We start from the raw sequence: 15,110 nt of genomic DNA on the forward strand, positions 1-15,110 counted from the left end.
AAGAGACTGTTATATGAATCAGTATAAAATATTGAGAATAACTGAATTGATATGGACGAAGGCTACATTGAACCTCAGGTCAGAAGCGTCTGTAAACTACCTTAGCTATGTCTGGTGGTTAGTGGAGCCACTACTTCACATGCTAGTATATTATTTAGTATTTTCATTTTTTTTAAATCATGGTACAGACGATTATGTTCCATTCTTACTCAGTGGTTTAATTCCTTGGCTTTGGTTTTCTAAAAGCATATCTCACGCGATGAGTAGCATAGTTCAAGGGCGGAATCTTATGAATCAGCTCTATATACCTAAGGTTTTCTTTCCGCTGACATGTTTGATACAAGACTTTATAAAGCAAATTATAGTATTTTTTATCCTACTAGTTTTTCTTATTCTATATGGATATGAACCTAGTACTCTCTGGTGGTATTTTTTAGTTATAGTAATAATTCAGGCTGTTTTCACATTTGCCGCTGGTATGATTTCTGCCATTTTAGTGCCATTTATTCGTGATTTTTCTATTATCATTCCTACATTTTTGCAATTCTTGATGTTTGCTTCTGGTATTTTTTTTGAAACGAATAATATGTCTGAACAAACGAAAAGTATATTTTTCTTAAATCCGTTGGCTGTAATAATTGATTGCTATCGAGACGTATTAATTAGAGGTGATATACCAAACTTTTCGAATGTTTTATACGTTAGTGTTTTAGCAATCTCAATGCTACTTGTTGCACTTTTCCTATATAAGAAACTAGAGTATAGAGTCCCAAGGGTGGTGTTGGAATGATTGATTCTAAAGATTTAGCTATTTCCTTGAAGAATGTAAATGTTACTTATCAAGAAAGAAAGGGGTTAAAAAGAATAGATAGCCACTCGGCTTTGAAAGATGTCTCATTCGATATCTTTAAAGGTGAGAAACTTGGTGTCATAGGTCGAAATGGCGCAGGGAAATCAACATTGTTGAGACTTTTGACAGGTATTATCAAACCAGATGCTGGAGAGGTGGTACATAATGTTGAAAGTGTATCTTTAATGGCCTTGTCCGCTGGTTTTGATAATAACCTTTCGGGTCGACAAAACGCAATTATATCTGGAATGTTGCTTGGCTACCGAAAAAAAGAAATATTGATGAAACTTGAAGATATTAAAATATTCTCTGAGTTAGACTCTTTTTTTGATAAGCCAGTTAAAACTTATTCTTCCGGTATGCGGGCTAGACTAGGTTTTTCCATTGCTATGTATACTTCGCCAGATGTACTTCTGATTGATGAGGTATTAGCTGTTGGTGATGTAGACTTTAGGAATAAAGCAGAGTCTGCACTTAAAGATAAATTAGATTCAAATATTACAGTCGTCTTGGTTAGTCATTCGCAAGTACAAGTGTCAAAATTAGCCGATAGGGTCATCTGGATAGAAAACGGTGTGGTAAGGGAACAAGGTCTACCTAAAGAGGTGTTTCCTCTCTATAACATGAGTTTTTTATTTGATAAGTTGAACCTTAAAATATCTAATTTTGTGCTGGATGAAGATTATATATTTATATTTGAAAACTTGCGTCTTGAAAATGGTATTGTGTTTTTTGATTGTGCTTTCATTGATAAAAGATCCTATAATAGGGATGCACTAGTTGTTGATACACTAGGTTCAACAAGGCTGAATGGGCCGACTGAAACTGTGAGCTACGGCAATAAATTCCCTCAATTCAAGCAAGCTCAAAAATGTCGTTTCTGCGGTGGGAAATTCAATATAGGTGAGCCTAATAACATTTATGTCTTTACTGGAGAGGAAAAAAGAAAAGTGTTAACAATTACGTTGGAATATTATGAAAGATAATAACTTAGAATGTTATAAGAACCTAGTTGATAAAGTTGACATTGTTTCTTTTGATATATTTGATACTGCTATCTTTCGGGACGTAATTAATCCAGTAGATATATTTAAAATTATCGAACAGTTCAAAGGGTTAGATGGGTTCTATAATAGACGCATGTTGGCAGAAAAAAATGCAAGAAAAAGCAGTTCTGAAGAAGATGTCTCAATAGAAGAAATATATCGTTTTCTTCCTTATGAATCTGATCTGGAAAAAAGAACCGAATTGGATTTTTGTTCCCAGAACAGTGTAATCTTCGAAGTGTATAAATATGCCCTTAAAAAAGGGAAAAAAATATTCTTTATTTCAGATATGTATCTTGACGAAGAAACCATAAGTAACATGCTGCATAAATGCGGTTATACAACATATGATCAGCTACATATATCGGGTGTTTTAAAGAAAAGTAAAGCTACAGGTAGTCTGTATGATTATGTCAGGTCTATTAATCAGCTTTCTCCCCAAAAATGGCTTCATATAGGTGATAACCTGATATCTGACATTAGCAATGCAAAAAGCAAGGGGTTACTTACTCTTCATTATGTAGCAGTTAGAGAAAAATATAAAAACCTGATATCTACAGTATCTTCAGTTGAGAAATCAATAATAAGAGCAATTCAGATAAATTACTTAGAAAACAATCAGCAGATAAGCTATTGGAATAAATTCTCAGTACTTAATGTTAGTCATATGATGTATTTATTTACATCTTGGATTGTTGATAATGTGAAGGATAAAAATTACAAGAATATTCACTTCCTATCTAGAGATGGCTATATACCTTTTGAGATATATGAAATAATTCAAAGCTGTTATAACGAACTACCTAAGCCTAACTATCTTTATGCTTCTAGAAGTGTTTTTCAGTACAGTGAATTACTCCAATATAATAAAGATGATTGTGTCGATTTTATGACAGCAATTAATCCTGCATTAGGCTACTACATTACACCTAGACAAGTATTCTCTAGATATAATTTGGACATGGACAAGGTCTTGTCGGTGTGTTTAGGGTTGGGCTTAGATATTGATGAAGAGATACAGACAAAGCAAAGGCAATTGCTTTTAAAAAAGGCAGTAGTTGAACTTTTTGATCAGATTAAAGCGACCAACTCAAGAAATGACTCAGAATTGAGGGAGTATCTCAAACAGTCTGGCGTTGCTAATGGTACAAATAAAGACTGTTTGGTTGATGTTGGTTGGCGAGGTTCGATACACAAATCGATCGAGAAAATAAAAGCTGTAGAAATGGATGGCTTTTATTTTGGAACGATTCCACAAGTGTATTCTGAGATTAAAAGTCGCACATTTGGTTATGCCTTTAATTTAGGTTTGCCAGGCAGCACTTATGAAGAGATCAATCGCAACATTATGATGTTCGAGTTCATCTTCTCTGCTCCTCATGGGAGCTTGGTAGGGTTTAAAAAAGATGCGAATAATGAAGGTGCAATCACCCCTATCTTAGAAGAGTCGTGCCAACAAAGTGATAATCTAAAGGTCAAAAAAGAAATACGGAACGGTGTTATTGATATTGCTAATGAGCTAGTTAAGTATCACAACTATATTAAAAGTTGCTCAATTAAAGAGTCGACTAAAGAATATTTAAACTTTATTGATAATCAGGAAGTTGGGGATCTTATTGCTTTTTCTAAAGTAAATGAATCGCTCGGTGTGTCATTTTCTGAACAAGGGAGTCCGTTTGTATCATGTTACAATCAGGAAGAATTTAATGAAAACTATAAATTATTGATTAAAAATTCAATGCGCAATTTATGGAAGGGGGCTATATTAATTGATGAAGGAAAAGGTAGGAAAAACCTAAAGGCAAGAGTCTATACCTATATGTTAAAAAACCACAATGGCGTCAAGCCAAAGTTAATTAGAATAATGAAGAAAATAAATGAATCTTAAAAATATTAAACAACGGCTGTATAAAGAGCTAGTTTCAAAAAATAAATATATCGAGAACGATTTTCTTTCTGCTGTTGGAGATACTAAAAATAGATTGACTCTACAAGTTGTTTTTTTTGTGCTTGTATTAAATGTCAAGTATCGCTTACTTCGAAAGAAAAACAACCTTTCCTACTTGTTGGGGTTAAACACACCCAGATTGAATGTTGCTTGTCTTAGAGGGCCTGAATCTAACCTGAGTCGTCGTTCAAAATCACAACACTTCGCAAAAAAACTGTTGGACTACGATGTTGTCTCATTCGATATATTTGACACTTTAGTTACTCGCCCGATTAGTGAACCAAGTGATATGTTTATTTTTATGGAAAATGAACTAAATATACAAGGTTTTAGCAAGAAAAGAGTAGAAGTTGAACAAAGCCTACGTTCAATAAAATATGAAAATTCTGGTGGGGCAAGTAGAGAAATAAAATTAATTGAAATTTATAATGAACTAAGCAATAAAGTAGGTATCGATGCAACATATGGTATGGAGTTAGAGCTAAAATTTGAGTTGGAGTTTTGTTCTACGAACCAATATATGTTGGAGGTTTTAGAAATATTGAAAGCAAATAATAAGCCTTGTATTGCGATATCAGATATGTTTTTTCCAAAGGAATATATCGAAAAAATCTTGTCAAAAAACGGTTTATTAGATTATTTCGACCGAGTTTATATCTCATGTGAGTATGAAAAAAGTAAACGAGACATGGGGCTATATGAAGTTGCAGATGCTGATTTTGTCCAAGGAAGAAAAACTGCTCATATTGGTGATCACTACTTGACCGACTTTACTCATGCAAAAGACTTTGGTTGGGACTCATACCACTATCGAAACATCCATTCATATGGTAAAAAACATCGTGCTAATTTTATGTCAAACATGATATCTACAGCTTATGCTGGTATTGTTGACCAAAAGTTGCATACAACACACGAGGTGTTTTCACCCCATTATGAGTTCGGTTATATCTACGGCGGACTATTTTTATATGGATACTGCAACCATATTGATAAGTTTTCTAAGGATAATGGGATCGATAAGATATTATTTTTATCGAGAGATGGTGATGTATTGATAAAAGCATACCAAAAATATTTTGGTTCTATACCTTCGGAGTACTGTCTTTGGTCAAGAAACCCATCAAGGATAATAGCATCTTTCCAGAATCGCTCTGATTATTTGAAGCAATATATTCATGATAAAGTTCACGAAGGGTTTACTCTTGCAGATGTATTGGAAAGTATGCAGCTTTCAGACTTTGCCGAGAAGTTAGACGACTATTCGTTCAACTCCAAATCTATCCTCAATTTAGATAATGCGCTACAATTTGAAAACTTCATTATTGATCATTGGGAAGATATTTTATCTTCTTATGAAAAATATAAATCAGGAACTGAAAAGTACCTAAGACAAGTTATCGGCGACTCGAAACATATATTGGTTGTTGATATCGGATGGCATGGTTCCAGTCCTATAAGCCTTAAAACAATAATTGAAGATATCTATTCAATAGACTGTAAAGTTACAGGGATGCTAGCAGCTACTGCGAATAAAAATAGAGACTATTTAACTCCAATGTTAATGTCAGGTAAGGTCAATACTTATTTATTTTCACCAATAGATAATCGAGAGTTAATGATTAGGCATTCAAAAGTGCGATTGTCTAATGTAATGATGGAGTTGTTTCTTACTGCGAATCATCCAAGTGTACGCGCGATAACGGTAGATAAAGATGATGAGTTAGAGTTTGAGTTCGATATTCCTGAAGTTGAGAACTATCCAATAATTAAGGACGTTCAAGCGGGGATGCTTGATTTTTGTTCTGACTATGATTCAAAATTTAAGGAATACCCTTATATGAAAAACATTCCGGGAAGAGATGCTTACGGACCTATCTACCATATTATAAAGAACAACACATATATTAAAAAGTATTTTAGTGACTATAAATATAATCGTTTGGTCGGAAATATGAAGCAAGAAAACATGAAGCGCCTTGGCGATATTTTAGGTTGAATTTAATATGATATATTACTATGCACTAAGCTCTTATCAGGTTTTGGGTTGTATTTCTCATAAACTAAAATATCATTATGATGATCAAGCTGTTATTTTGGTTTCGAAAGTTAACTATTATCATGATTCTATATGCTATAACTTAGAAAAAACGGGCATCTTTAAAGAGGTTCATGCTGTAGATGATAATTTAGCTAAGTCTTATTTGAATAGAACTATTACACCTGATGAAGCAGATTATGATGATCTAAAATCTAGCTTATCAAGTTTTCGGACTAATGCTCCGAGTATTTATCCAATCGAATTCGCTACTGGACATAAATATTATACTTACCTTGATCATTGGCCTCTTGGTATTTTACTCAAGCTTAATGATATTCCATATAGTTTTCTTGAAGATGGCGCTGGAATGTTTTTTAGGTACGATAGAGCGCTTGATATGCTCAAGTCCACGGATGATTATATATATAGATTGACAATAAAGTTAGGGTTAATAGGGCGAAACCCTTTGGTTGAGAATATTTATTTGGATACGAACTCGCAGCCGAATAATAAAAATAATGAAGATGAGTACAAGAATCTTGTTGACTTTAATTTGGAGAAAGTACTTGATGAACTGTCTCTTGTTGATGTTGAACTTATTCTCTCCGTCTTCGGTGCTCATAAGCAAGAGGTGGATGAAGGGGAAACATCAACCTTGTTCCTAACCCAGAACTTTGTCAATCTGAATTTATTGTCAATGGAAGAACAGAAAAATTTATTTACCTTACTAGTGGACTATTTTTCTGATGGGAACCAACTATATATAAAACCTCATCCATTCGACTTTCACCCCAATTATGATGATTGGTTCGATAATGCAATAGTCATCGATAAGAAAGTACCGTCGGAATTGCTTAGGTTTATAATTCCGAAGAATTTTGACCAAGGGTTAACTGCTTCCTCAACAGGTATTCATGCTTTATCAAACATAATAGGAAAGAGTTTAGTTTTTGATGATGACATTCATATAGCATATACCGGAATGCATAGGTTGTTTGTTACTTTATCCATGCTTAAGTTTATTTCAGCTGATAAAATTGTTTTTGTTAATACCAAATGTAAGCAAATCCTTAACTTTAATCAATATTTCGGTCTTGATATCGACATTTGTGAAAGCATCGATTCAGTGCACGCCTCTTATCGTGGTAGTCTAGTTTTGGAATCTGTTGAAGATGCATCAGAATATTTCACACAAATAGAAAGACTTAAGTATGTGGACAACATATTCATACTTAATTCTGAAAAGAGTGATATGACATTTTTACCGAATGTAGACAGTACTGACTTCTACTTATATCATCAGGTTATACAAGCTGCTAAGCAAAAAAATGATGGTTCAATAACTATTTCAGAAGAGGATGTTTTTGTAATGTCTCGTAATAAAAAATCAAATGAAGAACTTCTCAAGTTCGAGCTAGAGAAATATTTTTCTAATAGTAACGAGCAAATAAGAGTTTCGTATAATATTGATGATCAATATCTTTCTAAGAGATTTAATCGAGCGTTAGTCCGCTCACTAGAGGCCAGAATATTAGAACAGGAAAAACTAATTTCTAAGTTAAAAAATAAGGAAATCATATGAGCAAGGTCGTTGCATTTGTACCAGTCAAGTTAAATAATCAACGTTTCCAAGGGAAAAACATAAAAAAGCTAGATAACGGTAAGCCATTAATTAGCTATATTTTAGAAACTTTAACAAAGTCAGCCTGCTTAGATGAAATTTATGTTTATTGTAGTAGTGAAGAGATTATAGAGTATTTACCTGAAGGAGTTCATTTTCTAAAAAGATCGGAATCTCTTGATCAAGATACAACGTTAATTAATGACGTTATGAGCTCTTTTTCGAGAGACGTTGACTCTGATATTTATGTACTTGCGCATGCTACGGCTCCGTTTATAAAGCGTGAATCTATTGAAAAAGCTGTTAACGCAGTTGCTACTGGAGAGTTTGACTCTGCTTTAACTGTAGAAGAAAAAAATGAGTTTCTTTGGTTGGATAACAGAGGACCTTCAAATTATGACAAAAAAACAATCCCTAGAACTCAAGATCTAGAAGCGTTTTATATTGAAACAACTGGATTGTATGTATATAAAAAAGAAGTTGTACAAGCGGAACGAAGAATTGGTGACCGACCGACTTTGATTCCAGTCGATAAGATTGAATCTATAGATATAAATGAGGAAATAGATTTCATAATCGCAAACGCAATATCAAAAGTTCTCTAAGGCTTACTATGAAATTATTGATTAATATTATTAAAGATAACTTGGGCACAATTTTGAGTTTGAGACAACTCAAGGAAATGAAAGACGATGGGAGCTTCGTATCTAAGGGTGATTTGCTTGTTGAAAGTTTGGTTAATGACTTTGTGACTGAACACTATCCAGGACATACTCTAATATCTGAAGAAATGCATTGCTCTGGAGCTTACGAAGAATTTGAATGGAATGAGAATGGTTCTTATGTTGTTTTAGACCCAATTGATGGGACTGAAAACTTTGTCAGTGGTTTAAAAGAATGGGGCGTGGGTATTTCAGTCTTTACTGATGGCGAACATGTTGAATCTTTGATCTATCTTCCAGAGCTTGACGACTATGCTTTGTCGGGTGAAAAGCAAATTCAATATGAATCAAGAATTGTTGGTTTGTCTTCCTCGCTGACTAAGTCTGACCTCGTTAACTTGGAAGAGGGCTTTGAGTATAGGATCATAGGGTGTTCTATGTACAATACTCTTAACGCTGTCCGAGGGGCTTACAAACGTTTTGAAAATGTAAAAGGCGTTAACTGCTGGGATATTTTACCTGGCTTGAACCTAGCATTAGAGAATAACAAAAAAGTACTTGTCGACGGGAAACCATACCAAGGTCAACTACTGTTTCCTACGCAAAAGTATAAGATAGTGATAGAGAGCGATTAATTATGTTATTACTTGACCCCGTATTTAGTAGTTTTGAAAAATCTGGCAAGACTAAAATTGCAGTTATAGGAAAAGGTTCATCTTTAGACTCTATCGAGTTAGATAAACTAGCTGAATTCTTTGTTATAAATATTAACGACTCAGAAACTATCTACCCTGGAGATATTGGTATCTACCATTATAAATGGGTTGAGGAATTTTTATCAGAACAAGGGGGGAAGTGTCCACTATATGTGACTTCTTTACCTGCTGATAATACTAATAGTCTAAAAGTTGAGCACCTATATGAAGGCCCTGAACATCTTGCTCCAATACAAGAGCGGTTTTTTGATGCGGACTTTTACTTAGAAGATGCTACTATTATTTCTGCTCTGAAATTGTGTAATCTAATTTCAGATTATACCAGAACCAAAATCCCTGTTTATTTGCTTGGGTTTGATTTCACTCTGACTTCCGGATATTCTAAATATACAGAAGGTCGTATAGCTTTTGGTGAAGATAACTTTATAGAAAGTTTGTTAAATAATCAGAAGGCTTATCTAGAACTTATTTTAGAGGCGAAGAAGCATCTATCCATAGAAATAGTACACATTGGCTACTGTTCTTTTAGTTCTTCAACCCCAGAATTGTTTAACAAGAAAAACTTCTCTAAAGGTATGTTAAATGTTCGCGATACCTCAGAATATAAAGTACCAGATAGAGAATTTAATGTTCAAGTGATTGCAGAGATTACTACAAACCATTTCGGCGATTTAGACTTATTAAAGAAAATGATTATTTCTGCGTCGGAATCTGGTGCTGATTGTATAAAATTGCAAAAACGTAATGTATCTACATTTTATTCACCAGAAGAACTTGCTAAGCCTTATTCATCCCCATTTGGAGACACGTTTGGGGATTACAGAAGGGGCTTAGAACTCGACGCTGATGCTTTTATGAAAGTTGATCAATGGTGTAAAGAATACGGTATAAAATGGTTTGTATCTGTCTTAGATATTGAGTCATATCATTTCATGAAGCAATTCAACCCTTACATGTTGAAACTTCCTTCAACAATTTCTGAGCACAAAGATTTATTAGAACTGGTTGCTAAAGAGTACAAAGGAGCTGTCGTTATTTCTACTGGAATGACAGATACTGCATACGAAGAGTATATTCTGAATCAGTTTTCTAATTGTAAGGAATTGTACTTATTACAATGCGTCTCTTCTTACCCTACTGCTAATGAAGATGCAAATGTTGGTGTTGTTAGGCATTATAGTGAACTTGCTTCTACCTATACCAATGTTCTTCCTGGCTACTCAAGTCACGATATTGGCTCACTCTGCTGCCAATTAGCTGTAGCTGCAGGTGCCGTAATGGTTGAAAAGCATGTTAAGTATGGCAATACCCCATGGGCTCACTTTGACAATGTGGCTATTGATATGCTAACTGATAATTTTAAGAGTTTTGTCAGTGACATTAGGTTAGCTGAGGTATGTACGGGCTCTAATAAAAAGTCAGTTCTTGAAAGTGAACACCACAAGTATAAGATATCCAAATAATGAAAATTGGTGTAATTATATGTATTTACAAGCCTCATTATTCTATGCTCGAGGAGCAAGTGCGAAGTATAAGCAATCAGCGTAAAAAAGTTGATACTATTTATTTTTTCGATGATTCGCCAGAAGAAGCATTTGAGTCAAATTGTAAATTTATATCTGAGTTGTTCACTGATCCTCAGGCACCATCTTTCGAGGCCCATCAAGGGCCTCGAAAGGGAGTTATTGAGAACTTTCTTTCGGCACTCAATTATGTGAAAGAAGATGTAATATTTTTCAGTGATCAAGATGATACATGGTTACCTAATAAAGTTGAGCTATTTGCTAAAGAGTTTGAACATACCAAAGAAGCAAAGTTAGTATTCTCTGATGCTAAGGTAGTGAGTGAAGACTTAACAAATTTATCTGATAGTTTTATTCGGTATCTAGATTTACCTCACCTTGTTATTGAAGATGATACAATATTAGTTAAAAATTGCGTCCAAGGCGCAAGTATGGCGATTAATTCAACTTTGGCCGATATTGTTTTGGAATCTAGCTCATATGTTGATAATAAAAATATTCCGATGCATGATTGGTGGATAGCGGTTTTAGCAAGGTTTTTTGGCGAATATACTTATATCAATGAGCCTACATTACTATATAGACAACATGAGAATAACTTGGTTGGGGCTAATAGACGAACACTTAAAGATAGATTTAGGTTGGATTACTTAATTGTTTTATATAAAGTTTTATATCAAACATATAAAGTGAATGAAATATATTACTCAAGTAGCGATAAAGTTCACCTTAGAAGGTTGAAAATCAGAGGTGTTAGCTTTGTTAAAATTATAATAATCAAAACAGTTTCATTCTTTTCTTATTTAAATTCACGGTTAGGTTGAATTGATAATGTAAAATATGTGACTGATGTATGAAGTTAACTTTTTATTGAAAAAAATAAGTTATAGTACTCTTGATGTAGTATAAAAATGTTTTCGAAAATAAATTTCGGTTTGAATGTCGTGCTAAATGCAACCCTTTAAATTGAGGGTAGTAAATTATATTTATATTAGCTTCTTTTGCTCTTCTGCAAATGTCAACATCTTCAAAGTACATAAAGTATTTCTCATCAAAGCCTTGTAACTGCTTGAAAGTTTTGTACTGGAATAATAGAAAGGAACCGGCCGCCCAGTCTATTTTTATTGGTGATGTAATTTCACTTTTGTCATAATAATCTGTCCGTTTTATTCCTAAAATACTTTTAATAGGATTTGCTAGTGATGGAAATTTCCGAATTGAGTTATCGAATTCAGTCATTTGTCTATTTTTAAATAAGTTTATCGTTGAAATAGGGACTGCATTTTTAGTGACTTGATTAAGAAGTTCATTGATAACGGTGCTTATGATTTCCACATCTGGGTTAAGTACTAAAAAATGGTCATTTTCTTTCATCCCTAGCTCTTGCTCTGCATAATGAAATGTTTCATTGTTATTTTCAGCAAACCCTTTTGTATCAACTCCTTGTATTAAAATAATATTTGAGTCAAGGCAGTATTCTTTTAAAACCTCAGTTGCAGTAGTGTTTGATTTGATAATGACTGTATGTTCTTTAGCAAAGCTTTTAAGAGTTGAGCTTGAACAGATCATGTTATCGTGCATATGATTTACAACTGATATATATAATGCCATTTAAAAGCCTCTATTTTGGTTTATACCCGGTTGGTGAGTCGAGCAAAATTTTCATTATACATTCTTCATCGAAGTTATGGCAGCATGCATCTAGTCGGCTTAGGAGAGGGTGCATTTCGTTCCAATTTAACATTTGTTCTTTTGCTGTCATAATCTTTTTATGCCCACTCCCTTCAACGTTGTCCCCTATCAGCAACTCTTCATAGAGTTTTTCTCCAGGACGTAATCCAGTGAACTTTATACTAATGTCACCTTCTTGGGAGGCTCCTTCAATGTTTTCTTGCATGCCCATCAAATGAATCATACGTTTTGCCAAGTCTAGAATCTTAACCGGTTCGCCCATATCAAGAACAAAGACTTGTCCGTTGTGGCCCATTGCACCAGCTTGGATAACAAGCTGAGCGGCTTCAGGAATTAGCATAAAGTAGCGAATGATATCTGGGTGAGTTACGGTTACCGGACCACCACACTTAATTTGCTTTTTAAACAGTGGAACAACGGATCCTGAAGATCCTAAAACATTGCCAAAGCGTACCATTGTGAAATTGGTGGTGTCTTGCTTATCTGCCAACGCTTGAAGAACCAACTCAGCCATACGCTTGGTCGCGCCCATTACGTTAGTTGGTCTTACTGCTTTATCTGTTGAGATGAGAGTAAAGTTCTTTACACCTGTTTGGATTGCAGCTTCAGCGCAAGCAAGTGTCCCAAACACATTGTTGCGAACACCTTCAACAATATTATCTTCAACTAAAGGGACATGTTTATAAGCTGCAGCATGGTAAACCGTTTCAATTCCGTGAGCTATCATCAGTTTTTCTAAGCGGTTTTGTCTCTGAACGGAGCCTAGAGCTGCGACTATTCGAGTCTCGCTTTTTAAGTTGATTTTAGTCGAATTTAGTTCTTGATCGATTTTGTAAAGGTTGTATTCATTTAGCTCAAACAAAACGAGTGTTTTGGGTTTTTGTGACATGATTTGGCGACATAACTCAGAGCCGATAGATCCTCCGGCGCCAGTAACCATCACATTCTTATTAAAAATGTTTTGTGCTAGAAGTGCCTTGTCAGGGTCCACTGCAGCTCTTCCGAGTAGATCTGCAACGTCTAAGTCTTTTACGTCAGTTGCTGTAGCTTTTCCTGCCGCAATATCTTCTACTGATGGAACGGATTGCACTGCGATTGGCCAATGTGACAATTTTTCAACCAATCTCAAACGCTCCCCTTTATTAATCCCATTAATTGCTAAAAGTAGTTTTACGGGTTGATAAAGTGATTGGAGGTGTTCAAATTCACTTGGGTGATGGACTTTAAGTCCAAATAATATTTGACCTGATTTTGTTGGATCATCATCAAGTAATACGACTGGATTGTATTCGTCTCCCTGAATCAGAGCATACGTTAAGTCACGACCAGTCGCTCCTGCGCCATAAATAAAGACATTGGGTTTCTGGCGTTTAAACCAGTGATAATAAATTGAACGGATGAGTATTCTGGGGCCACCTAACGTCAGGGTTGCTAAACCAGCATATATAAACGGAACACTTCTAGGTATGAATGAGTGGAAAAAAAAGCCACTCATTATTAAAGCGAGGGTTGAAATTATAACGCCAAAGAAAATGTTGCCCACGGCTGGTAGCATCATATAACGCAAGACCGCTCGGTACATTCCTAATTTAACAAAACTATAAATTGTGATTGATACCGTCGCAAATAGTGTAATTAGTTCTTCAATTTCGACTTCAAAAAAGGCATTTCCAAGCCTTAAGGCGATAGCTAGATAGAGGGAGATAATGATAGCGAAAATATCATAGCCAATACTGATAAAACGCTTATTTTTGCGCTTGGCATTTAATAGTTGCTGTAGTGGCCTGATCATTGCGTCCCTTAGTATGCGACTGAGTATATCAAATTTAATATTTATAGTTTTTTAGAAGGTATTTTAATGCTCTTAAGTGCGGTACGCTAGTTTAAATTGATGGTTATGCGGTACTCTATTGTTTTATTGCTATGCTTGCTCGTTATTTGCTCGTCATTTGTTCGGTTGAGGTCGCTTTGTTATGAATATCCTAGTCACAGGTAGCACTGGTTTTGTAGGTTCTAGAATTGTTGAGTTAGCTAGAGAGCGTGACTGGGCAGTCATTCCGGTTGTGCGTAAGCAAATAGAGCCACTAACTAATAGCTTGCTTATCCCTTCCATTGATGCTTCTACCGATTGGTCTAGTGCATTCGAAGGTGTGGATTGTGTTGTTCATTGTGCTGCTCGAGTGCATCAAATGAATGAGAGTGCGCAAGGTGCTTTAACTGCCTATCGAGATATCAACACCCTTGGCACTTTGAACCTAGCGAAGCAAGCCGCTGAAGCGGGCGTTAAAAGGTTTGTATTTGTCAGCTCTATTAAAGTTAACGGTGAATTTAGTGAGCCAAATTTACCCTTTGAGCCGAATTTAAAGAATACTCCGCAAGACCCTTATGGCTTGAGCAAGTATGAAGCTGAAGTTGAGCTGGCTAAGCTTTCAAAAGATACAGGGCTAGAAGTGGTTATCATCAGGCCTCCATTAGTTTATGGGCCTGGCGTCAAAGCAAATTTCTTATCTATGATGCGTTTGATTGATAAAGGCATTCCGTTACCGTTTGGTGCTATAAAGAACCAGAGAAGCTTGGTTTATTTGGATAATTTGTCCGATTTGATACTAACTTGTTGCGAGCACCCTTCAGCTCCGGGCTATACCTTCTTAGCTTCTGATGATCAGGATGTATCGACAACTCAATTGATGCAAACCATCGCTCATACTATGGGGAAATCACCGCGATTAATTCCAATCCCAATGTCTTGGATACAAGCTGGATCGTCAGCTTTAAAAAAGAAGCACATAGCTCAAAGGATCTGTGGCAACCTCCAGGTTGAGATAGGTTTGACGAAAGAGACCTTGGGATGGAAACCCCCTGTAAGTTTTGAGCAAGGGATCAAAAGAACCGTAGAAGCTTACTTGAAGTCGCATTGATGCGTTTTTAGGTAGTTTATGGCTTTCTTATCCATAAATTCTTCAGGTATCCTTTATTGATTAGTGGTGCTTATAGTGCCCCCACGTTTTCAA

12 protein-coding genes are annotated in these 15,110 nt (G+C 35.2%); 10 read left to right on the forward strand and 2 right to left on the reverse strand.

Annotation, left to right across the window (positions count from 1 at the left end; genetic code table 11):
• Window positions 1–13: 13 nt before the first annotated feature.
• The 9 genes from BCU07_RS21785 to BCU07_RS21825 are packed head-to-tail and all read left to right on the forward strand — an operon-like array spanning window position 14 to window position 11,231.
• Window positions 14–790 carry an ABC transporter permease gene (locus BCU07_RS21785; protein ID WP_017065820.1) on the forward strand — a complete coding sequence of 259 codons (777 nt, stop codon included), beginning with the start codon at window positions 14–16 and terminating at the stop codon, window positions 788–790.
• Window positions 787–1,836, forward strand: a complete 1,050-nt coding sequence (locus tag BCU07_RS21790) for an ABC transporter ATP-binding protein (RefSeq protein ID WP_017065819.1) — start codon at window positions 787–789, stop codon at window positions 1,834–1,836. Before BCU07_RS21785 ends, BCU07_RS21790 begins: the two co-directional genes overlap by 4 nt.
• Entirely contained in the window at window positions 1,826–3,784 is a 1,959-nt protein-coding gene (locus BCU07_RS21795) for an HAD family hydrolase (protein WP_017065818.1), read from the forward strand. The genes BCU07_RS21790 and BCU07_RS21795 overlap by 11 nt, the downstream gene beginning before the upstream one ends.
• The gene (locus tag BCU07_RS21800) at window positions 3,774–5,843 is read left to right on the forward strand and encodes a hypothetical protein (RefSeq protein WP_102428029.1); all 2,070 of its coding nucleotides are present in this window, start codon (window positions 3,774–3,776) and stop codon (window positions 5,841–5,843) included. Before BCU07_RS21795 ends, BCU07_RS21800 begins: the two co-directional genes overlap by 11 nt.
• 7 nt (window positions 5,844–5,850) lie before the next feature.
• On the forward strand, window positions 5,851–7,467 hold the full coding sequence (locus BCU07_RS21805; RefSeq protein ID WP_102428028.1) for a polysialyltransferase family glycosyltransferase: 1,617 nt from the start codon (window positions 5,851–5,853) through the stop codon (window positions 7,465–7,467).
• Window positions 7,464–8,111 carry a cytidylyltransferase domain-containing protein gene (locus BCU07_RS21810; RefSeq protein ID WP_017067580.1) on the forward strand — a complete coding sequence of 216 codons (648 nt, stop codon included), beginning with the start codon at window positions 7,464–7,466 and terminating at the stop codon, window positions 8,109–8,111. The genes BCU07_RS21805 and BCU07_RS21810 overlap by 4 nt, the downstream gene beginning before the upstream one ends.
• Window positions 8,112–8,119: 8 nt before the next feature.
• A complete protein-coding gene (locus tag BCU07_RS21815) occupies window positions 8,120–8,803 on the forward strand; it encodes an inositol monophosphatase family protein (RefSeq protein ID WP_017067579.1) in 684 nt (227 codons plus the stop codon).
• A gap of 2 nt (window positions 8,804–8,805) precedes the next feature.
• A complete protein-coding gene (locus BCU07_RS21820; protein WP_017067578.1) occupies window positions 8,806–10,347 on the forward strand; it encodes an N-acetylneuraminate synthase family protein in 1,542 nt (513 codons plus the stop codon).
• A complete protein-coding gene (locus tag BCU07_RS21825) occupies window positions 10,347–11,231 on the forward strand; it encodes a glycosyltransferase (protein WP_102428027.1) in 885 nt (294 codons plus the stop codon). Before BCU07_RS21820 ends, BCU07_RS21825 begins: the two co-directional genes overlap by 1 nt.
• Before the next feature lie 43 nt (window positions 11,232–11,274).
• Here the strand turns inward: BCU07_RS21825 and BCU07_RS21830 are convergent, their stop codons facing one another.
• Complete coding sequence (locus BCU07_RS21830; protein ID WP_017067664.1) at window positions 11,275–12,018, reverse strand: glycosyltransferase family 2 protein; 744 nt, start codon at window positions 12,016–12,018, stop codon at window positions 11,275–11,277.
• Between the two features lie 10 nt (window positions 12,019–12,028).
• Entirely contained in the window at window positions 12,029–13,891 is a 1,863-nt protein-coding gene (locus BCU07_RS21835) for a polysaccharide biosynthesis protein (RefSeq protein WP_102428026.1), read from the reverse strand.
• Window positions 13,892–14,072: 181 nt separating this feature from the next.
• Here BCU07_RS21835 and BCU07_RS21840 point away from each other — a divergent pair, with 181 nt between their 5' ends.
• Window positions 14,073–15,017 carry a UDP-glucose 4-epimerase family protein gene (locus tag BCU07_RS21840; RefSeq protein WP_017067149.1) on the forward strand — a complete coding sequence of 315 codons (945 nt, stop codon included), beginning with the start codon at window positions 14,073–14,075 and terminating at the stop codon, window positions 15,015–15,017.
• Window positions 15,018–15,110: the final 93 nt, after the last annotated feature.

The organism is Vibrio sp. 10N.261.54.E10 (assembly GCF_002877735.2).
Taxonomy (GTDB): Bacteria; Pseudomonadota; Gammaproteobacteria; order Enterobacterales; family Vibrionaceae; genus Vibrio; species Vibrio crassostreae_C.